The organism is Herpetosiphonaceae bacterium (genome assembly GCA_036374795.1).
In the GTDB taxonomy this organism is placed as follows: domain Bacteria; phylum Chloroflexota; class Chloroflexia; order Chloroflexales; family Kallotenuaceae; genus LB3-1.
In genome coordinates, this window is sequence record DASUTC010000221.1 from 42,031 (window position 1) to 61,832 (window position 19,802).

Consider the following 19,802-nt stretch of genomic DNA (forward strand, 5'->3'; position numbering starts at 1 on the left):
CAGTACCAACGCTTATTCTGCTGTCATGCAAAGGGTGTATCTTGATTAAACGATCAAGTTGTGAAGAAAGTTCCAACGCCGATTAACAGATTGGCGACAAATTCCGCGCTGCGCCTACGTCAGCTATAGAGACGTATGCAACCGGCTTCTCGTCACGCAATAAGGCAACGTCCGCGTACCAGGTCGGAGCCGTCGGGCGTTGGTCCGGGCGCATGGCGGATAATGGGCTATAAATGTACAATTAAATGCCGATTTTGATTAAAATTTCACATTCGAGGGCTGCTACGATACCTCTCAAGGGCGACGCGGTATGCTATGATTATGGTTACGTAGCAGCAATCCAGGTATGCGCTGTCAGGAGGAATACGTGGTCGATCAACTGCCGGTCGGAACCGTCGTTGCGGGGCAGCAAGGGCAGTACGAAGTTCTCAGCGTCGTAGGGCGGGGCGGTATGGGCGTGGTATACCGCGCGCGGCGGCTGGCCGACGGCTCGATCTGGGCGCTGAAAGAGCAGCGTCCTGCGGAAGCGCTCAAGCCAGAGGAGCTGATCGAAAGCCGCCAGCTCTTTACCCAAGAAGCGCAGATGGTGCTGCGGATCAATCACCCGAATGCCGTGCGTGCCCTTGAGCTATTCGAGTGGCAGGGCCGACAATACCTGGTGATGGAGTTTGTCAACGGCGAGACACTTGAGAAACGGCTGCGTGAGGCGAATGCACCCGCGTTCGAGCAAGATGCGCTGCGCTGGACGATCCAGATGGCGCGTGTGCTGAGCTACTTGCACAATCAGCAGCCGCCGATCATCTACCGCGATCTCAAGCCGGCGAACGTTATTCTGACGCCCGAAGGCGCAATCAAATTTATCGACTTCGGCGTGGCGCGCACTCACAAACACGGCAAGTCGAAAGATACCGTGGCGATTGGGACGTTTGGCTACGCGCCGCCCGAACAGTACGGCAAAGGCCAGACCGACGCGCGCTCCGATATTTATACGTTGGGCGCGACGCTCTACCATCTGCTGACGAATCTGCCGCCGCGTCCGCTGTACACGCCCAAGCCTGGCGAGATCCAGGCGATCAATCCGCCGGTACAGTCGCGGACGGAGCAAATTGTGATCCGTGCTATGCAGCAGGATCGCGAGAAGCGCTTCGCCTCGGCCACGGAGATGGAGCAGGCAATGCAGGCATGTCTTGCTCAGCCGCTCCCCGACCTTGGCGCGCAGCCAGCACCGGTCGAGCTGGATGCCACGCAGCGGACCTCCGCGCCGGTCGTACCACAGCGCGCGCGGGCGCAGCCGGTCGCGGCGCTTGGCCCAACGGTGCGACAGCCCGATCCGCAGCCGGTGACGATCCTGCCGCATGGCGCGGACAGCCAGGCCCGTTTTTGCGCCAACTGCGGGCGCGCCAACAAGCCCAGCGCTCGTTTCTGCGCTGCGTGCGGCACGCCGCTGCCACAAGCCGCGCCCGCGCCCGTGATCAGCACGCCAGCGGTCACGCCAGGGGTGCAGCCGGTACGATCGACGACGCCGGCCCCATTCTCCACAGCGCCGACGCTGCCGCCCGCCCGGTTCGTCGTGACGACGCCGCGCGGTAATTGGGATTTTCCCCTGTCGGCGCTGCCCTGCCGGATTGGTCGGCGCGACCCGTCGCAGAATCACTACCCTGAGCTTGATCTGGCCGACTACGATCGAGGACATGCCTCGCGGCGGCACGCCGTGGTCGAGCGACGCGGCGATCAGTATGTGCTGACCGATGTGGGTAGCGTTAACGGCACGATCCTCAACGGCATGCCGCTGCCGCCGCATCGCCCGCACCCGCTGCGCGAGGACGATCATATCAAGATCGGCGATGTCGAGCTGCGCTTCGAGTGGATCTAGCCGCCGCGTTTCAAGTTTCAAGTTTCAAGTTTCAAGTTTCAAGTTCCAAGTTTCGAGTTTCCGGTTCCAAGTTTTGAGTTCAAGATTGGTTCTTGGCAAGGCCCTCACCCCGCTTCGCTACGCTCAGCACCCCTCTCCCGCTGCGGCAGGCGAGGGGGAGACGTAGAGCTTGGCTCTCCCTTTGTTCTTTGTTCCGGGTGCTCATGCCCAGAGGGCACCCGCGTCTTTGTTCTCTCGTTCCCCTAGATCGCGCGCTCGCCGATGTCTGCCAGGATCGTCTCGACGATTTCCAGAGCCGCACGCGGGCGCGCGACGCGACGCGCGCTATCGCCCATCGCCGCCAGCCGCCGCGGATCGGCCAGCAGCTCCATGACCGCGAATGGAACGTGCTGCGGCAGCCGGATGCTGAGCGCGGCTCCCACGCCCGCCAGATAATCGGCGTTGCTCTCCTCCTGGCCGGGGATCGGATCGATGATGATCATGGGCCGACCGCGCGCCAGCACCTCCGAGACGGTAAGACCGCCCGCTTTCGTCACCACCACATCGGAGGCGACCACGAGATCATCGACGTAGTTAATAAAGCCCAGCTTATGCAGCTCCGTCTGCGGAGTGCTCTCCAGGTCGCTTAGCTCGCTGAGCAGCGAGCGGCTGCGGCCCGCGACCACCAGGAGTGTGCCGTTGAGGCCCTGTTGCAGCAGCCCCTCGACGATCACCCGAACGCGGCCTGGCTCGAGGCCGCCGCCGAAGATCGTAATCAGCGGCTTGTCGAGCGCGTAGCCGTGCGCCTGCCGTGTCTCAGGGCTGGTTTTCGGCGCGCTGATACGTGGATCGACCGGAATGCCGTTGATCTGGATCGCGCCTGCGGGAACGCCGCGCTCGATCAACTGCTGGCGTGTTTCCTCGGTGGCGACGAAATAGCGATCGACATCGCGGTAAGCCCAAAAGGCATGCGCGGCGTAGTCGGTGACGACGCAGTAGAGCGGCTGTGTCAGACGCGCGCGGCCTTTGCGCAGCGCCAGCACCTCGACGGGCAGGAAATGCGTACAGACAACCACGCGCGGCGCGTACTCGCGCAGGAGCTTGCGCAAACCCCAGGCCCAGATCGAGTCGACCAGCGTGCGCATCTCGGTTGCCAGCCGGAAGAAATCGCGGTCGGTCTGCTCGTAGACGTAGCCCCACAGCGCGGGCAGCTTATCGGTCAGGCGCAGATACGAGTGCGCGTATGCCTCGCGAAACAGCGGATTGGTGTAGTCGAGCACATCTTCAACGCGCACCTGGCCCGGCGAGCGACGGGCAAAGGCATCGGCGAGGGCATCCGCCGCCCGCTTGTGTCCAGCACCAACTGAGGCATGAAGGATCAATACACGCGCCATGTCAGCTCCTCAAGCAAAGGCTTCAATGTTGATAACGGCGTGTTCTGGACGACGAGTGACCTGATCGCTCGTCTGACCGTGCAACGGCCTCAGTGTACCATGTCGCGGCGGGTTGCTCCGCCCATGCTACGCTGCTATAATGCCGCCGTTTCATGGAGGCAGCCTTTGAATCGATTATTCCGCGCATTAATGTTCCTGGTGATCATCGGCGGCGTGCTCGTCGGTGCGACCAGCGAGCTGATTAGAAATGAGCTTTCCCGCACCGTGGATGCCAACAGCGAAGAGGCGGTCGAGTTTACGATCGAGTCTGGGCAGGCGATGTCGGAGATTGCGGCCAACCTCAAGGAGCGGGACCTGATCCGCCAGCCGCTCCTGTTCCGGCTGCTCGTCTCGCAGCGGGACGCAGCCGACAAGCTTCAGGCTGGCACCTACCAGCTCAGCAAGAGCATGACGATGGCCCAGATCATCTCGGCGCTGCAAACCGCTCCATCCACCGAGGAGAAGCAGTTTACGGTCATCCCCGGCGTGCGGATGGAGGAGGTCGCGGAGGCACTGGCGAAGGATGGCATCGTGCCCAGCGCCGAGGAGTTCCTCGCGGTTGCCCGCGATGCCGCGCCCTTCAAAGAGACACACTCGCGGCTGTCATCGATCCCCGAAGGCCAGGGACTTGAGGGCTACCTCTTCCCCGATACCTACCGCATCGAAGCCACAGCGACGATCAGCGAGGTCATCGAAAAGATGCTGACCGATGGCTTCGATGCGAAGTTTGAGGCATTCGAGACGCAGATCATTGCCGAAGGGCCGTCCGGCGCTCCGAGCGTCCACGAGATCGTGACGATGGCCTCGATCGTGCAGCGCGAGGCCGCCAACGACAGCGAGATGCCGCATCTGGCGTATATCTTCTGGAACCGGCTCAAGCCCGCAAACGCGGGCGAGGTCAACGGTCGCTTGCAGGCCGATCCGACGCTGCAATATGCGCTCGGCAAAGAGGGCGACTGGTGGCCCAAGCTCGATCAACTGCCGATCGAAGAGATCAATAACAATCCCAGCCCGTACAACACACGCAGCGTGCAGGGTCTACCCCCAGGGCCGATCGCCAATCCCGGCGAAACGGCGCTGCGCTCGGCTGCGCGGCCCGGCGAACTACGACCGGACGGCGTGGAGGGCAAGGAAGATCTGTACTTTGTCGCCAAGTGTGGCGAGAAGGCGCATAACTTCGCGGCGAACCTGGAAGAGTTTCAGAAGCTAGAGCAAGAGTACCTCAACTGTCCCAGCGAGTAAGGGTTGCTGAGGGCTAAGACGACAGCGGTAGAATAGTGCCGTTGTCGTCTGTTCATTAACAGGCAGGTTTGGGATGATCGCTTCTGCTGGTTTGATCGGCGATCCCGTCGGGCACAGCGTATCGCCTGCGCTCCACAACGCCGCATTTTCGTATCATGGCCTGCCCGATCGGTACGTGCTGTGGCACACACCAGCCGCAGAGCTGGCGCAGCGCGTGGAGGCGCTACGCCAGCCGGGCATGCGCGGCGCGAACGTCACGCTGCCGCATAAGACCGCCGTGCTGCCGCTGCTCGACGTGATCGATCCGGTCGCGGAGGCGGTAGGAGCAGTTAATACGCTGGTACACGGCCCCGACGATCGGATCTATGGCTCGAACACGGACGTGCCAGGCTTTCTGCGTGCGCTCCGGGTGGTAGACTTTCAGCCAGCCGGACGAGCCGTGGTGGTGCTGGGCGCGGGCGGCGCGGCGCGGGCAGTGATCTATGGGCTGCTGCACGCCGGTATCCACGCGCTGACGATTGTGAATCGCACCGTGGAGCGCGCGGAGACGCTGCTGGCGGATGGCCTGGCGACGATCGACGACGATCCGCATCTGCTGGCGCTGGCACCGGACGATCCCGAGCTGGGCCGGGTGATTGGCGAGGCAGACGCGCTGATCAACGCCACATCGGTTGGACTGGACGGTCGATCGCTACCGATCGCGGAGGAATTAATCACGCCAGATCTGCTGGTGGTGGATCTGATCTACCACCATACGCCGCTGTTGCAGGCGGCGGCTCAGCGCGGCGCGCACACACAGAACGGAGTTGAGATGCTGGTGCAGCAGGGCGCGCTGTCGTTCGAGGCATGGACCGGCTTAGCCGCGCCGGTGGACGTGATGCGCGCGGCTGTACTACAGGCATTAAAGGAACGAACGTGATTGCTCTTATAGCTCTGCTCGGCCTGGCACTTGGCACGCTGCTGAACCTGATCATCGAGCGGCAACTACGCGAGCCAGAGACGGCTGCCGCGTCTCGGCCCCGCACAGCACAGCGGTGGATACCTGTGGTCGGGGCGCTCACGCAGCGCGCCTGGCTGGCGCTGGCGGTCGAGGTGCTGACGGCGGTGATGGCGGTCGCGCTGTGGCAGCGCTACGGCTGGTCGCTGCGCTTCGGCCTCTTGCTGGCGGCGACGCTGGTGCTGCTGGATACCGCCGCGATCGACTGGCAGGTCAAGCTGATCGATACGCTGATCATGGTCGTCGCGACAATAGCCGGAGTCGCGCTCGGCCAGTGGATCATCGGAAGCTGGCTGCTCTCGCTGCTGGGCGCGCTGGTAGCGGGCTTTGTCTTCCTGCTGTTCTTTGTGATCGCGCGGATACTGTATCCCAGCCAGAAAGCGCCGTTCGGCCTGGGCGATGTGTATCTGGGCATGTTTATCGGCGCGCTGCTGGGGCTGGCGCATGTCGGCGGCGCGCTGCTCTACGGGATGATCATGGCTGGCCTGGCATCGGTGGGGCTGATCGTCGTGCTGGGCTACCAGCGCGCGCGGCATGTCCCGATCTCATACGGCTCGTTTCTATGCCTGGGCGTGCTGATGTATCTGGTGCTCTGGCGGCTCCCCTGAGATCTTGCTGAGCAGCGGTGAGATCCGCCGCTGCTCAATGTTTGCGCTGCTCCCACTTTTCGAGACAGACAGGAAAATACTCGGCCAGGATCGTCTGCACGGCGAGGCCGTACTGCTGCGTCTCCCACTGGGCGTCGGGCTTGGTGCGCAGATCGACGACGTGCAGGAACGCCTGAAGGCTGCCGGTCCAGATCCACTGCGTATAGATGCTCTGCGGCAGCACGATGCGCGCCTGCTCCTTGGCGACGCCTAGCTCGCGCATGCGCTGGTAGGCGGCATACGCGGCCTCCAACCCCTGCCGGTACGCCTCCGCCGCGCCCGTCTGCTCCGCCAGCGGCCCGGCGCTGCCCTGCTTGTTGCTGGCCGATTGCGCGCGCCAGATCTCTGGAATGTAGAACTCGTCCTGCAACTCGACATATCTGCCGCTGTTGTGAACGACCATACCGTTCGCAACAAAGTTATGGTGAGTTTCCACTTCAATGTCGTACGTGGGCAATTTGCCGATATACGTAACATTTACGACATCTACCAGATGCGGAACAACTCTCCGTGGAGATGCTTTCTTAGGTTGGCGTGAATGATCGATGGTTATTTGATTATCGCCTAGATATGCTTCAGCGAACTCCAATTCTCGATTTTCGGTGTGTATGCGGCGGTGGCATTCGTGACATAAGCTAACCAGATTATCAAAATCACGAGCCTTTGTCGCATCATACCAAACTGGAATAATGTGGTGTGAATGTAGTTTACCACCACGCTTTCCGCACTGCTGGCAGGTGTAATCGAATTTTGCATGAACGTTTGGCCCCTGTTCCGTCGTCCAGCGTTCAATATTTTTTCGTTCGGGTGTTACTCCTCCTTTCCAGAAGTTAGATGCAGCGCCCGACCTGGCTTTTCTCACCTTTGCTAACAATTCAGGAGAAAAGGGGTTTGGGCCAAATTTGTACCGTTTGCCTACATTCCACGGTCGTTGACCAGGCTTGAAGTAAGTCTCTTCTGGCGCAAACTTCAGGTTATGAATTCTGAGCCATTTGCGTACCGTGTGGTATGTACATTCTGCTAAATCCGCGATCTCTTGAACAGATCTACCTTGTTTACGTTGCTCCTCCATCCATTCTCTATCACGATATTTACCATTACCTGCTACAGGCAATCCATTAGCTACGAACTTACGATCGGTACGAAAAGCTACGACACCGTTTGATAAGCATTGCAACTCAAGCGCAGATCCTAACGTCATCCATCCCTTATCAGTCAAGAATCGATGGCTAGCGGTGCATCGTAGACGCTTGTTGTTGGAAAACACAACTTCATAGACATCTTGCACGCCACGCTCATATACTTCTTTGACATAGGATGTTTCAAACGCGCCGTTTTGTTCATTCAGAACACGTAATGGTCTTCGCTGTAGCCTTTCTCTACGCCACGGTACCTGCCACATCTCGACAATTTGGTCGAGCCGCAATTTGTACGGACTAACACGAATGCCACCTTGAAGAAAGGTGATCTCGGTATCTCCCGTAAGGCAAGCCTCATTCCAGCCCGTATCTTTGAAACCGCCGCTGAATCCGGTAAACTGATCTTCCAGATCGAACTCAGGCGTGATGCCAACGATATGCTTCCAAAGCTGTCTGGCGCAGAAAAGGGGCGCTTTGAATCGGAACATCAGCTGCGCATGACGAAACGGGCTGGTGTGCTCGTGCTCGGCCAGGTATTTAACCAGCCGCGCTTCGCGCTCGCCAAGCTCGGTTGCGCCTTTGAGAAAGCTGACACGAGCCGACTCGACGGTGGTAAGATCCGAGCCCATTTTATCGAGCAGCTCGACCGAGCCGCGATCGAGAACGTCGATCTTCATGCGCATTCCCTTTCATGCAACGCCGATGCCTCATCTTACCACGGGTTCTGCTGCCGCTTGCAGGCGCGGCATTGGGCGGATAAAAAGGAGAAAAAGAAGCGATGCAGAATCAGCCATGCATGGCATCATCGCTGCTTATGACAATCAGGAGCAGGGGTCGTCAAGCTGGCATACGCGCATCTGCCCAACCCGCGCGGCTCGGAGATCATAGAGATCTGGCAGGTTTTCGAGTATCATAGAGATGTGATCGATGTGATTTGAGATTCTGCGCGCCGCCGGGTGGGAGCTTTGGCGCGCGGTTGGACATCTCGTGATATTATGTCTATATCGATAAGCAGATGCAGGAGTTAACATGATGGAAGAACGAACACTTGATATATCGGTCCCTGCGTTTCTGGATGCTCTGGCGAGCGGCGCACCGGCTCCCGGCGGCGGCGGGGCGGCGGCAGTTGCGGGCGCGATGGGCGCGGCGCTCGTCAGCATGGTCTGCAACCTGACGATCGGGCGAAAGCGCTACGAGCAGGCGGCGGACGAGATGCGCGAGATCCTCGATCGGGCGGAGTCGCTGCGGGCCGAGCTACAGCAGCTTGCCGAGGATGATGTCGCGGCGTTCAACCGCTTATCGGCGGCATACAAGCTACCACGTGTCACCGACGCCGATATTGCGATCCGGCGTGATGCGATTCAGGCATCGTTGAAGCGGGCGACAGAAGTTCCACTGCGGACGGCACGTGCGGCGGCGGCGATCTTGCCGCTCTGCTCGCCGGTTGCGGAGCGCGGCAACCAGGCGGCGGTCAGCGATATTGGCGTAGCCGTGCTGCTGGCTCAGGCAGCGGTACGCAGCGCGCTGCTCAACGTCGAGATCAACCTACGAACGATTGAGGACGCGCTGTACAACAATCAGGTTCGCGCCGAGGTTGGGCGTCTGACCGAGAACCTGAGTGCCGAGGCCGAGCAGATCAACCAGCTTGTGGCGAGCAAGATCAAGGGCGAGTGACGACCCCGACGCGCCATCGACGACTGTGGCAAGCATCATCCGTGAGCGGATGGTGCTTGTTGCTTAATGAGCGCGTACCAGATCGTCCTGGTGGCGCTCGGCGCTCGTCTGTAAAAGCTGCTCAACCGGAATCCACTGCAACGCGCCGGTAGGGCACGCGCTGATGCAGGCGTGATCGTCGTAGCCGTGACACGCATCGCATTTATTGGCGCGCAGCAGCACCGGCTCGACATGTCTGGTATGACGCAGCAGCCAGCCGAGCAGGGTATTCGAGGCCGGGTAGATCGGAACCTGATTGATCGCGTGATAGGGGCAGGCATCGACGCACGCGCCGCAGCCCGTACAGCGGTCGGTAACGATCAGATGACCCTCCTGGTTAAGGCGAAACGCATCCTCCGGGCAGGCCTCGACGCACTCCGCGCCCCACTGGCAATGGCGGCAGGTATCGGCGGCCTCAAGCGTATCGAACATCTGCCCGCTGAAACCGAGCCGTGGCAGGCCGAAGCGTGTGCCACAGGCATCCTCGCAGCGCCGACAGTCGGGATCGCATAGCTCCGGCTGACGAGCCAGCGCCATCTTGCCGCGAACAATCCCTGTCTCGATCAAACGCTCCATCGTCGTGATATGCTCAGGCTTACGGTCGCGGCGTCTGCGCTGCTGGGCAAGCTGAGCCAGTCCCTCGGCCACATCGGCGCGACGAGCCATCAGGTAATCGAAGGTGTATCGGGGTAGAATCAGCAGGTGAACCGGCGTCAGCGCGACGATCGTCGCTTCGTGCGGCTCGTCGTCGAGCAGCGACATCTCGCCGAAGACATCGCCCGGCTCAAGCACGGCGATCTTGCGGTCGTTGTGGATCACGACGGCCTGGCCCTCGGCAATGATATACAGGCCCTCGCTCACGCCGCCCGCGCGAATGATCTCGGTATCACGCTCGACGCGCTGATCGTCGAGCTGCTGCGAGATGTCGAGGCGCTCGACCGGTGTGAGCGGAGCAAGCAGCGATACGCGCGCGAGCGTGGTTTGCAGCAGGCGTTCGCGAAAACACATCCGCAGCGAGCTAAAGAACTGGGGAAGCTGATCGGCGTGGGGCTGGAGCGCGGCGGCTTTGAATTGCAGCACATAGAGCCGGGTTACGCTCTGCACGCTTGTGCGCCGGTAGCGCAGGCCGAAGAGGCTGCCCTCGCCGAAGAGGTCGCCGCGACCCATCAGCGCCAGGATCACATCCTCGCCCTCGTGATCGCGCATGGTTTGCTCGGCAGCGCCGCTTAAAATCAGGAACAGATGACGAGCGGGATCGCCCTCGCTGATGACCGTTGTCTGCGGCTCGAACACACGCAGGATCGCCTGCTCGGCCAGCAGCCGGACCTCTGCGAGCGGCAGGTTTTGCATCGAATCAAGCTGCTGGAGTTCGGCGACGCGAGTACGGGCAGGCTGATCAGACGACGCATTGGCGGCAGTTCCATTCATAGTCCAAACCATCATTCTGTAGCGCTTCCATTCTACCACGCTTGGCGTTATGTTGATTCATCGAATAAACCAGCCAGCCTGATAAATCGTGTAAGATAGATGAACGTAGTGGAAAGAGGAGTCACATGTCACTCGTTATGCAACTCTTGCTGGTTGGTCTGGCAGCCGGGATCGCAGGTGGGATGTTCGGCATCGGCGGCGGCGCGATTATGGTTCCGGCAATGGTCTTGTTGCTGGGGCTGAACCAAAAGTTCGCGACGGGCACATCGATCGCCGCACAGATTTTTCCGATCGGCATCCTGGGCGCGTTCGTCTACTACCGCGAAGGCAACATGGACATCAAGCAGGCGGTCTATCTGGCGATTGGTCTGATCATCGGCAATCTGCTGGGAGCGCTGTTTGCGAACCAGCCCTACATCTCCAACGATCTGATGAAGAAGTTGTACGGCTGGTTTCTGCTGCTGATCGGCGCGCGCTATCTGGTCTGGGATTATGTCTATCGAGCGTATATCGCTTCGCGCTAAAGGAATAGAGCCATGAGTTACGAGCGCAGCGATCGGTGGCGCTTCGATACGCGGCTGGTGCATGAGGGCGAGTATCTGCCGACCGAGGGAGCGCGTCCAACGGCCATGCCGATTTTTGCAACCTCGACCTTTGTGCATCCAAGCGCCGAGGCACTCGACCAGGCCTTTGACGAAAACGGGCTGGTCTACGCGCGCTACGGCAACCCGACCGTCGGCGGCTTCGAGCAGGCGGTCGCGGCGATCGAGGCGGGCGTTGGCGCGGTGGCATTCGGGTCGGGCATGGCGGCGATCTATGTGGCGCTGCTGGCGGCGGGCACGCCGCGCGGCGGAATGCAGCCGGAGCCGTGCTCGATCCTCGCGGCGCAGGACTTGTACGGCTCGACGCGCACGCTGCTGCTGCAATTTTTCGACGCGCAGGGCTGGCCCGTCACGTTCTGCGATATGACAGACCTGGACACGGTGGCGGAGGCGATGAAGGCGCGTCCGGCAATCGTCTTTTTGGAGCCGATCTCGAATCCGCTGCTCAAGATCTTCGACATCGCGCGGATCGTGGAGCTCGCGCGCGCGGCGGGCGCGCGGGTAGTGGTGGATAACACGCTGGCCTCGCCGGTGCTGCTGCGTCCGATCGAGCACGGCGTCGATCTGGTGGTGCATAGCGCAACCAAGTATCTAGGCGGGCACGGCGATGTGCTTGGCGGCGTGGTGACGGCGCGGACGAACCTACTGCTGGATACGTTGCGACGGTACGGCAAGCTGCTGGGGACGACACTAGGGCCGCAGGAGGCGCGGCTGCTGAGCCGGGGCCTTAAAACATTGAGCCTGCGGGTGCGCCAGCAGTGTTCCAATGCAGAAGCGGTCGCGCGCTGGCTGCAAACACAGCCGAATGTCGCGCGCGTGTACTATCCGGGCCTGCCTGAGCATCCACAACATGGCTTAGCAGCGCAGTTATTCGGCGGGCTTTTCGGCGGCATGGTTTCGTTCGATCTCCGGCCCACTGAGCGGCGGGCGGCATTTGCGTTCATGGATGCGCTCAAAATGGTGCTACCGGCAACCACGCTCGGCGATGTGTTCTCATTGGTATCGTACTCGGCACAGTCGTCGCACCGCGATCTTCCGCCGCAGGAGCGGCAGGCGCAGGGCATCGGCGACGGGCTGCTCCGGCTGTCGATCGGCATCGAAGACGCGGACGACATCATCGACGATCTGGCGCATGCACTGGCAGCGGTGAGCGAACGAATTTCGCCCTGATCGGCAAAAAAGCTTGCGTTTTGTGCCCGGCTATGGTACTATCTCGTGCGGCAAAGGCGGGTAGCTCAATTAGGCAGAGCAGCGGCCTCCAAATCCGCAGGTTGCAGGTTCGATTCCTGTCCCGCCTGCCAGCATCATCGGGGCGTAGCGTAGCCTGGTAGCGCACTGCAATGGGGTTGCAGAGGTCGGAGGTTCAAATCCTCTCGCCCCGACCATAGAACCTTAGAAGGCAAGCGTTGGTTGTCTCTCAGGTGCCTTGGCTGGCGTTTGGTTTCTTAGGTCTATACGCCGAAGTGGCGGAATGGCAGACGCGACGGTCTCAAAAACCGTTGAGGGCAACCTCGTGTGGGTTCGACTCCCACCTTCGGCACCAACAAGGCGGATAGTCTGGTATCGTTCCCGAATGACTATCCCTATCATCATCGGGGCGTGGCTCAGCCTGGTAGAGCGCAGCGTTCGGGACGCTGAGGTCGGAGGTTCGAATCCTCTCGCCCCGACCAACGAAAACAGCTTCGGCAACGGAGCTGTTTTTTTGTTAGACACGACGTACCGTGCCATCCTGCCCAAACGCCACGCCGCTGCTACCCCGATCCGGCTATTGCTCCGCGCCGCGTGGCTCGCTACGATCGCTCATACGGCGAAAGAACAAGAGAACAAACGGAGAACCAGGAACACGTTTAAAGTTCAAAGAACCGGGAACTCGAAACTTGGCGCTCATCTTTCCCGAACAGGTTCTTTGCTTCTACGCTACGGGTACACCAGAGGAGATATTATGTCAACTAAATGCACGGCCTGCGATTCGGCGGCGAGGACAACATGTACGATGTGTCGGGTCGCTTTATGTAACGAGCATACGCATATGGGACAGCCGTTCATCACGGCTCGTCAACTGGTTGCCACTACCGCCTCGACAGCGGTTCGCGCGCCACGTCTGCTTGGGGATATTTTGCTCAAGGAGCTTGACGAAGTTCCCTACTGTGTCGGCTGCCGTCAAGAGCTTGCGGTTAAGCGTCAGTCGGAACAGATGAAGTTCATGCTGGTAGTCCTGCTGCTGATGGCGCTCGTGATCAGCGTGCCGTTGTATTTTATGCTGGCGGGATAGTCTTTCTCACGATAACCGGGATAACTCTTAAACGCCTCAGCAACATTTATGCTGAAGGCGTTTTTCGCTTAATATAGTATGCTCAAGGAAACAGTGCCGAGAGCCATACGAGTCAATCGATGAGGTTTGATGATGCCGGATCAACTCAAAATACTGATCTTATCCGCCGAAGTCGTGCCGTTTGCCAAGACCGGCGGATTGGCCGATGTAGCAGGCGCGCTGCCGAAAGCGCTTAAAGCGCTCGGCCACGATGTGCGGGTGGTCATGCCGCGCTACGGGAAGATCAGCCCTGAAAGCTTCGGTTTGGAGCATGAGGCCGGGCCATTCGCGGTGGCGCTTGATTCGACGACTGAAGAGGCAGCATTGCTCCGTGGCGCTATTTCGAGCAAGACAGGCGATGTACCGATCTATTTTGTCGAGAATCGGCGGCTCTACGACCGCGATGGGATCTTTATGTATCCCGATGATGCCGAGCGCTTCGTCTTCTTTTGCCGCGCGGCGCTAGAGGGCGTACGCATGCTGAACTGGCAGCCGGATGTCGTCCATTGCCACGACTGGCCGACCGCGATCGTTCCTAACTGGCTCAAGACGATCTATGCCCAAGATCCGTTCTTTGCCGACACCGGCTCGGTCTATACGATCCACAATCTGGCCTACCAGGGAATCTTCGGCTACCGGGTACTGGAGGTGGCGGGCCTTGCGGCCTATGGCTTTATCGTTCACCCTGACATCCCGCATCTCAACGATGTGGTCGATTTCATGGGACGCGGTATCTACTACGCCGACATCATCAACACGGTGAGCGAGACATATGCCCAGGAGATATTGACGCCCCAGTTTGGCGAGGGGCTGGATCCGCTGCTCCGCGAGCGCCGCGATCGGCTGTTCGGTGTGCTCAACGGCATCGATTGGGAGACGTTCAATCCTGAAACCGATCCGTCGATCGAGGCACACTACTATCGATCGGATCTGGACGGCAAGCGTAGCTGTAAGCAAACGTTGCAGCGTGTATTTGACCTGGAGCAGAACGGCGAGCGACCGATCATCGGCATGGTTTCCCGTCTGGCGGATCAAAAAGGCCTTGATCTGATCAGCGCCATCGGCGAGGAGGTGCTGAAGCTAACGCCCGCTCAGCTTGTCGTGGTCGGCACCGGCGATCAGCGCTACCACGATTTCTTTCTGAGTTTGCGCCAGCGCTATCCGACGCGCGTCGGTGTTGAGTTCACGTTCAACGCCGATCTCAGCCGTAAAGTTTATGCGGGCTCCGATGTCTATCTGATGCCGTCGCGCCTTGAGCCGTGCGGCCTGGGCCAGCTTATCAGCCTGCGCTACGGCACGATTCCGGTTGTGCGCGACACGGGCGGACTTGCCGACACGGTACACGACTGGGACCCGCGCAGCCATAGCGGCAACGGCTTTGTCTTCCACGAGTACGATCACATGGCGCTGTTCGTGGCAATCGTTCGGGCGCTGGAGACGTACAAGTACCGCGATACCTGGCGCGAGCTGATGCTGCATGCCATGAGCGCCGACCATTCCTGGGAGGCATCGGCGCGGCGCTACGTCGACCTCTATCAGCGCGCGCTCGTCAGCCGTCGCCAGAAACGCTAGCCGTTGCCTGCGCCCGCTTTCGTTCTACGTCCTTAGCTGCAACTTCTTCTTGCTGTCGAACGTTCGACAACTTGACAGTAATAGAAGAACACCACTAGCCGAGTATGCTACAATGCTGATAGCTTCTTGTTTGCATGGCCCTAGAAAAGCAGAACATGATTATTGCAGTTGCTAATCAAAAAGGCGGAGTTGGGAAAACCACAACCGCGATTAACGTCGGCGGGTACGCGGCCAAGAGCGGTCGGCGGGTGCTGGTGGTGGACATGGACCCACAGGGCAATGCCGCGACCTGCCTGGGCGTCGCCAAACACACGCTCGATCAAACCGTCGGCGAGGTGCTGCTGGGCGAAACACCAGCGCAGGCAGCGATCGTGCCGACCGGGCGGGCTGGACTCGATCTGCTACCGGCTACGCCCGATCTGGCAGGCACAGCTATCAGCCTGACGCCGATGCTGGCGCGAGAAACCCGGTTGCTGCGAGCGATCGAGCCAATCGCCGGGCAGTACGACATCATCTTGATCGACTGTCCTCCGTCGCTGGGGCTGCTGACGATCAACGGCCTGACTGCTGCCGACCGGGTGCTGATTCCGCTCCAGTGTGAGTTTTTGGCGCTGGAAGGGCTGGCACAGCTCAAAGAGACGATCGAGCTGGTGCGCGCTCAGCTCAACAGTCGGCTAGAGATCGGCGGCGTGGTCATGACGATGTACGATGGACGAGCCAACCTTGCGCGGCAGGTAGTCGAAGAGGTGCGGCGCTACTTCCCACAGCGGATCTTCGATACGCTGATTCCGCGCAACATTCGTCTGAGCGAAGCGCCCAGCCACGGCGAGCTTATCTCTGAATACGATCCGCAGAGCCGCGGCGCGAAGGCGTACGCCGCCCTGACCGAAGAACTCTTACGGCGCGAGGAGGCTGGATCATGAGAAAACGCGGTTTAGGCAGCGGCTTCGGCGGCTTGATCGCGCCCGCGCCCACAGAGCAGGCTGCGCTGCAAGAGGTGTCGGTAGCGGCGATCGTGCCCAACCCGCACCAGCCCCGCGCGGTATTCGATCCGGCTGCGCTCGACGAGCTAACGGAGTCTATCAAACAGCACGGCATCTTGCAGCCGCTAGTCGTCACGCGGTTATCCTCCGGCGACTACCAGCTAATCGCGGGTGAGCGCCGCCTGCGCGCGGCCAGACAGGCTGGTCTGGACGCTGTGCCGGTGGTGATCAAAGAGGCATCGGCTCAGCAGCAGCTTGAGCTGGCGCTGATCGAGAATATTCAGCGGGCCGATCTCGATCCGATCGAGGAGGCGCGCGCCTATGCGATGCTGGAAGACCAGTTTGGGCTGAAGCACGGCGAGATCGCCCAGCGCGTCGGCAAAAGCCGCTCGACCATCTCGGAGACGCTGGGGCTGCTCAAGCTGCCGCTCGAAGTGCAAGAGATGGTGTCGGCGGGGCGGCTTACGCCAGGGCACGCGAATATACTGGTGGGGCTGCGCGATCCACAGAAAGAGATCGCCGCGGCGCGTCACATTGCCGAGCAGGGCTTGAGCGTACGCCGCACCGAGCAATATATCGCACAGCTCAGCATGGCTGATGGCAGAGAACTTGCTTCGAGTAAAAAACACCAGCCAAATCGTGCAACACCAGAGGATGAATCGGTCGTCAGAACTCTTGAAGAGCATTTAAATGGGGTGAGAGTACAACTGGTGCGTACCGGACGCGGCGGTCGTCTCGTTATTCATTTTGACGATGAAGAAATGCTGAGCGGCCTGTACGATCGGCTGATGGGGCTGTAAAGCCATGGATGGTAGGAGGGCGTATGATTCAGCGAGTTGCGCTCGTGTCGCCGTACGATTTCGCCCGGAATGGCGGCGTGACCGAGCATGTGCAGCATCTTGCAAAACAGCTACGCCAGCGCAACATCGACGTAACGATCCTCGCGCCTTCCTCACGGCCCGATCTAGCCGAGCCGGGTCTTGTCTCGCTCGGCACCGTCATGCCAATCCCGATCAATGGCTCGGTCGCCCGGACCACGCTCTCGCCCGCAGTTGCGGATGAGGTCAGCGCGCTGCTGGCGCGCAACCGTTTCGACGTCATCCATCTGCACGAGCCACTCGCGCCGATGCTGCCGCTGTCGGTGCTGAATGCCTCGCCGTCGCCGAATGTGGGAACCTTCCATGCTTCGGGCGAGCGCAGCCTGGGATACGCAGCCTCGCGGAAGCTCTTGAACTGGCTGGCGCAGCGTCTGACCGTGCGGGTAGCGGTATCGCCTGCTGCGGCGCGCTTTGCCCAGCAGTATTTTGCCGGAGAATACACGATCATCCCCAACGGCGTCGATACGGAGCGCTTCAATACCCGTGTCGAGCCGCTTCCGGGCCTGCGCACCGAACAGCCAACGATCTTATTCGTCGGTCGGTTCGAGGAGCCGCGCAAAGGCTTCAATATGCTCCTGCCCGCCTTCGCCGAGGTTCAGCGCTACATACCCCAGGCACGGATGCTGGTGGTCGGTCGCGGCGATCCAGGCCCCTTCGAGGAGCAGGCACGGGCGCTGGGCGTGCGCAACCTCGTCTTTGAAGGCGTCGTCTCAGCCGAAGATCTGCCGCGCTACTACCGCTCGGTCGATGTATTATGCGCGCCTTCAACGGGGCAGGAGAGCTTTGGGATCATCCTGGCTGAGGCCATGAGCAGCGGCTGTCCGGTCGTGGCCTCCGATATCGAAGGCTATGCCCAGGTTGTCACCCACCGGCGCGAAGGCTTGCTTGTCCCGCCCTGTCAGCCCGACGCGCTCGCCGTCGGGCTGCTCCAGATCCTCGGCGATCAGCTGTTGCGCCAGCAGCTTGCAAGCGCAGGACCCGAAACCGCAGCACAGTATGCGTGGACGGATGTCAGCCAGCGCGTGATCGACGTGTATGAGCGCGCCTGTTTCCTGGCGCATAGGGCAAAGGCTCGATCGTTTTCCACCTCATCGGGTGTCCTGCTGCCAAAAGCGCCGACGCTCTTAGCCACGCCTGGAACCGCGCTTCTGGCATCGCCAGTTGTTCAGTTAGCCCCGCCTACGACATTGTATAATGAGACACAAGGAGCTACGCCTATGTTGACCGAGCCCATTGAAGCGCGTGTACGCGCGATTACACAGCGGGTTGTCGGACATGTGCTCGGTCGCTCCGGCATCACCCCTAATATGCTGACCATGCTAGGTCTTGTGCTGACGGTTGGTGTTACTGCAACGCTGGCAACCGGGCATCTCGTATGGGGCGGTGTGCTGGTGTTGTTGACAAGCGCGTTCGATATGCTTGACGGAGCGCTCGCCCGATCGAAAGAGCAGCAGAGCACATTTGGTGCATTTTTCGACTCGACGATCGATCGCTACTCTGAGGCGCTGATCTTCCTTGGTCTGTTACTGCACTATCAGCAGGTGCCCGCGTCTCATTTCGAGCTAACATTTGTGTACCTGGCGATCGTCGGCTCGCTGATGGTAAGCTATACGCGCGCGCGGGCTGAGGCGCTGGGGATCGAATGTAAAGTTGGTATTCTTGCGCGGCCCGAACGGGTGATTTTGCTCTCGCTGGGCCTGATCATCGGCTGGCTGCATGTCACACTGGCGATTCTGGCGCTGTTCACGAACTTCACGGCGGCGCAGCGGATCTACCATGTCTGGTTCCAGACCGAAGGCAAGCAGCGCCGAGCGGCGAAGGTGACGCAGCGGCGTAGCTGGTTCGCCTCGCGCGATCAGTCGCCATCTTGACGCCGGTCGGCGGTGAGTGCTAAAATGCACCACCTGTTATGAAGGACGATGATGTCCCACGACCACGATACTATTTTAGGAAGCCGCGCATCGTCGCGGCTTTTCGCGTGGCTGCATGATTGAGCTTAGCTTGCCGCTCCATGCCGATTGGACCGGTGGATTGACGACGGCAGCATACCTGGATCGGCTGCTCAGCTTAGGAATTACGGCCGTTGAGGTTCAACTGCCGCCGACGCTGCGCGCCGAGGACATCGATAGGTGGGCCGCGCTTATCGACCAGGCGCGAGAGCGACGGCTCAAGCTGGCGCTTCATGCGCCCCTGGCCGCCGACAGCCCGATCTGGAGCCATGTGCTGACATGGATCGGAGAGCTTGCGACCACTCCGGTAACGCTGATCGTCCATGGCTGTACTGCTACGCGACGAGCACCTGATCTTGTGGCGCAGACAGTTGCATACGTGTACGCACTGCTCACACGCTTACCGCCGACTGTCACCGTTGCCGTCGAGCAGAGCTGGAATAAGGGAGCAGCAGCCGGTCTTGGAGGCATGATCCGCAATCTGCGAGGCGACAAGCTGCAAGGGCGCATACAGCGTCCGATCGGCGTCGGGAGTGGCATGGGCGTAGCATCCCAGGCTGCGCCGCAGCCAGTCCCACCAGCTACAGAGTTCGATCCCTGGCTCAAGAGCAGCCGGTGGCGAATGCTTCGCCGAACGGACGGCTTTAGCGGCACAGGCACACGTCAAGAAACCCTACAGGTCGTCATGGAGGTGAATCACCCTAACTGCGTTATCGCCTGGGATGTTGCGCATGATTGGTTAGGTGGTGCGAAGGGTGGCGTAGCCGACTGGCAGAGCGCGGCCTCGGCGGATTTTCTGCGCCGGGTTGCCTACGTGCGTCTGCATGATGTCGATGACAGCGGAACCGATCATTGGCCGCTCGTCGTCGGCAATGTGCCGTATGCCAGCCAGTTGCGCCCGTTACTACAACACGGTTTTGCTGGAGTCGTCTGCCTGGCAATTCGATATACCCCGCAGACGCACATGTTTGGCGATCGGTGGCATGTCCTCGAACGATCATTAGCTATCGCACGACAAGTCTTTCGGATCAACTAATTTTCCATCCCGAAGGAGAA

General features: G+C 60.4%; 16 protein-coding genes and 4 tRNA genes. 17 read left to right on the forward strand and 3 right to left on the reverse strand.

Annotation, left to right across the window (positions count from 1 at the left end):
* Window positions 1-367 precede the first annotated feature (367 nt).
* Window positions 368-1,873 carry a protein kinase gene (locus VFZ66_16520; protein ID HEX6290794.1) on the forward strand — a complete coding sequence of 502 codons (1,506 nt, stop codon included), beginning with the start codon at window positions 368-370 and terminating at the stop codon, window positions 1,871-1,873.
* 242 nt (window positions 1,874-2,115) lie between these two features.
* Here the strand turns inward: VFZ66_16520 and VFZ66_16525 are convergent, their stop codons facing one another.
* Window positions 2,116-3,246: a glycosyltransferase gene (locus VFZ66_16525; GenBank protein ID HEX6290795.1), complete on the reverse strand. Its 1,131-nt coding sequence runs from the start codon at window positions 3,244-3,246 to the stop codon at window positions 2,116-2,118.
* A 165-nt stretch (window positions 3,247-3,411) separates the two neighbouring features.
* Between VFZ66_16525 and mltG the strand changes: the two genes are divergently transcribed.
* The 3 genes from mltG (at window position 3,412) to VFZ66_16540 (ending at window position 6,132) form a co-directional block, all read left to right on the forward strand.
* On the forward strand, window positions 3,412-4,527 hold the full coding sequence (gene mltG, locus VFZ66_16530) for an endolytic transglycosylase MltG (protein HEX6290796.1): 1,116 nt from the start codon (window positions 3,412-3,414) through the stop codon (window positions 4,525-4,527).
* A 73-nt stretch (window positions 4,528-4,600) separates the two neighbouring features.
* A complete protein-coding gene (gene aroE, locus VFZ66_16535) occupies window positions 4,601-5,446 on the forward strand; it encodes a shikimate dehydrogenase (GenBank protein HEX6290797.1) in 846 nt (281 codons plus the stop codon).
* Window positions 5,443-6,132: a hypothetical protein gene (locus VFZ66_16540; protein HEX6290798.1), complete on the forward strand. Its 690-nt coding sequence runs from the start codon at window positions 5,443-5,445 to the stop codon at window positions 6,130-6,132. The genes aroE and VFZ66_16540 overlap by 4 nt, the downstream gene beginning before the upstream one ends.
* Window positions 6,133-6,166: 34 nt before the next feature.
* Here the strand turns inward: VFZ66_16540 and thyX are convergent, their stop codons facing one another.
* Window positions 6,167-7,987, reverse strand: coding sequence for an FAD-dependent thymidylate synthase (gene thyX, locus VFZ66_16545; GenBank protein HEX6290799.1), 1,821 nt, complete (start codon window positions 7,985-7,987; stop codon window positions 6,167-6,169).
* 352 nt (window positions 7,988-8,339) lie between these two features.
* Between thyX and VFZ66_16550 the strand changes: the two genes are divergently transcribed.
* A complete protein-coding gene (locus VFZ66_16550; GenBank protein ID HEX6290800.1) occupies window positions 8,340-8,984 on the forward strand; it encodes a cyclodeaminase/cyclohydrolase family protein in 645 nt (214 codons plus the stop codon).
* A gap of 63 nt (window positions 8,985-9,047) precedes the next feature.
* On the opposite strand, the gene VFZ66_16555 is transcribed toward VFZ66_16550, so the two are convergent.
* Window positions 9,048-10,451 carry a cyclic nucleotide-binding domain-containing protein gene (locus VFZ66_16555; GenBank protein HEX6290801.1) on the reverse strand — a complete coding sequence of 468 codons (1,404 nt, stop codon included), beginning with the start codon at window positions 10,449-10,451 and terminating at the stop codon, window positions 9,048-9,050.
* A gap of 125 nt (window positions 10,452-10,576) precedes the next feature.
* Between VFZ66_16555 and VFZ66_16560 the strand changes: the two genes are divergently transcribed.
* From VFZ66_16560 to VFZ66_16615, 12 genes are all read left to right on the forward strand, one after another.
* On the forward strand, window positions 10,577-10,975 hold the full coding sequence (locus tag VFZ66_16560; GenBank protein HEX6290802.1) for a sulfite exporter TauE/SafE family protein: 399 nt from the start codon (window positions 10,577-10,579) through the stop codon (window positions 10,973-10,975).
* Window positions 10,976-10,987: 12 nt separating this feature from the next.
* Window positions 10,988-12,223: an aminotransferase class I/II-fold pyridoxal phosphate-dependent enzyme gene (locus VFZ66_16565; GenBank protein ID HEX6290803.1), complete on the forward strand. Its 1,236-nt coding sequence runs from the start codon at window positions 10,988-10,990 to the stop codon at window positions 12,221-12,223.
* A gap of 54 nt (window positions 12,224-12,277) precedes the next feature.
* Window positions 12,278-12,354 (forward strand) — tRNA-Trp (locus tag VFZ66_16570).
* 7 nt (window positions 12,355-12,361) lie between these two features.
* Window positions 12,362-12,438: transfer RNA gene (locus tag VFZ66_16575), tRNA-Pro, on the forward strand.
* A 72-nt stretch (window positions 12,439-12,510) separates the two neighbouring features.
* Window positions 12,511-12,596, forward strand: a tRNA-Leu gene (locus VFZ66_16580).
* 50 nt (window positions 12,597-12,646) lie between these two features.
* Window positions 12,647-12,723: transfer RNA gene (locus tag VFZ66_16585), tRNA-Pro, on the forward strand.
* Between the two features lie 359 nt (window positions 12,724-13,082).
* Window positions 13,083-13,325, forward strand: coding sequence for a hypothetical protein (locus VFZ66_16590; GenBank protein ID HEX6290804.1), 243 nt, complete (start codon window positions 13,083-13,085; stop codon window positions 13,323-13,325).
* 129 nt (window positions 13,326-13,454) lie between these two features.
* Entirely contained in the window at window positions 13,455-14,936 is a 1,482-nt protein-coding gene (locus VFZ66_16595) for a glycogen synthase (GenBank protein HEX6290805.1), read from the forward strand.
* Between the two features lie 155 nt (window positions 14,937-15,091).
* Window positions 15,092-15,859 (forward strand): ParA family protein, encoded by a 768-nt coding sequence (locus tag VFZ66_16600; protein ID HEX6290806.1) that lies wholly within the window; start codon window positions 15,092-15,094, stop codon window positions 15,857-15,859.
* Window positions 15,856-16,719 (forward strand): ParB/RepB/Spo0J family partition protein, encoded by an 864-nt coding sequence (locus tag VFZ66_16605; protein ID HEX6290807.1) that lies wholly within the window; start codon window positions 15,856-15,858, stop codon window positions 16,717-16,719. Before VFZ66_16600 ends, VFZ66_16605 begins: the two co-directional genes overlap by 4 nt.
* A gap of 23 nt (window positions 16,720-16,742) precedes the next feature.
* Window positions 16,743-18,668: a glycosyltransferase gene (locus tag VFZ66_16610; GenBank protein ID HEX6290808.1), complete on the forward strand. Its 1,926-nt coding sequence runs from the start codon at window positions 16,743-16,745 to the stop codon at window positions 18,666-18,668.
* Window positions 18,669-18,783: 115 nt separating this feature from the next.
* A complete protein-coding gene (locus VFZ66_16615) occupies window positions 18,784-19,782 on the forward strand; it encodes a TIM barrel protein (protein HEX6290809.1) in 999 nt (332 codons plus the stop codon).
* The last annotated feature ends 20 nt before the right edge of the window (window positions 19,783-19,802 follow it).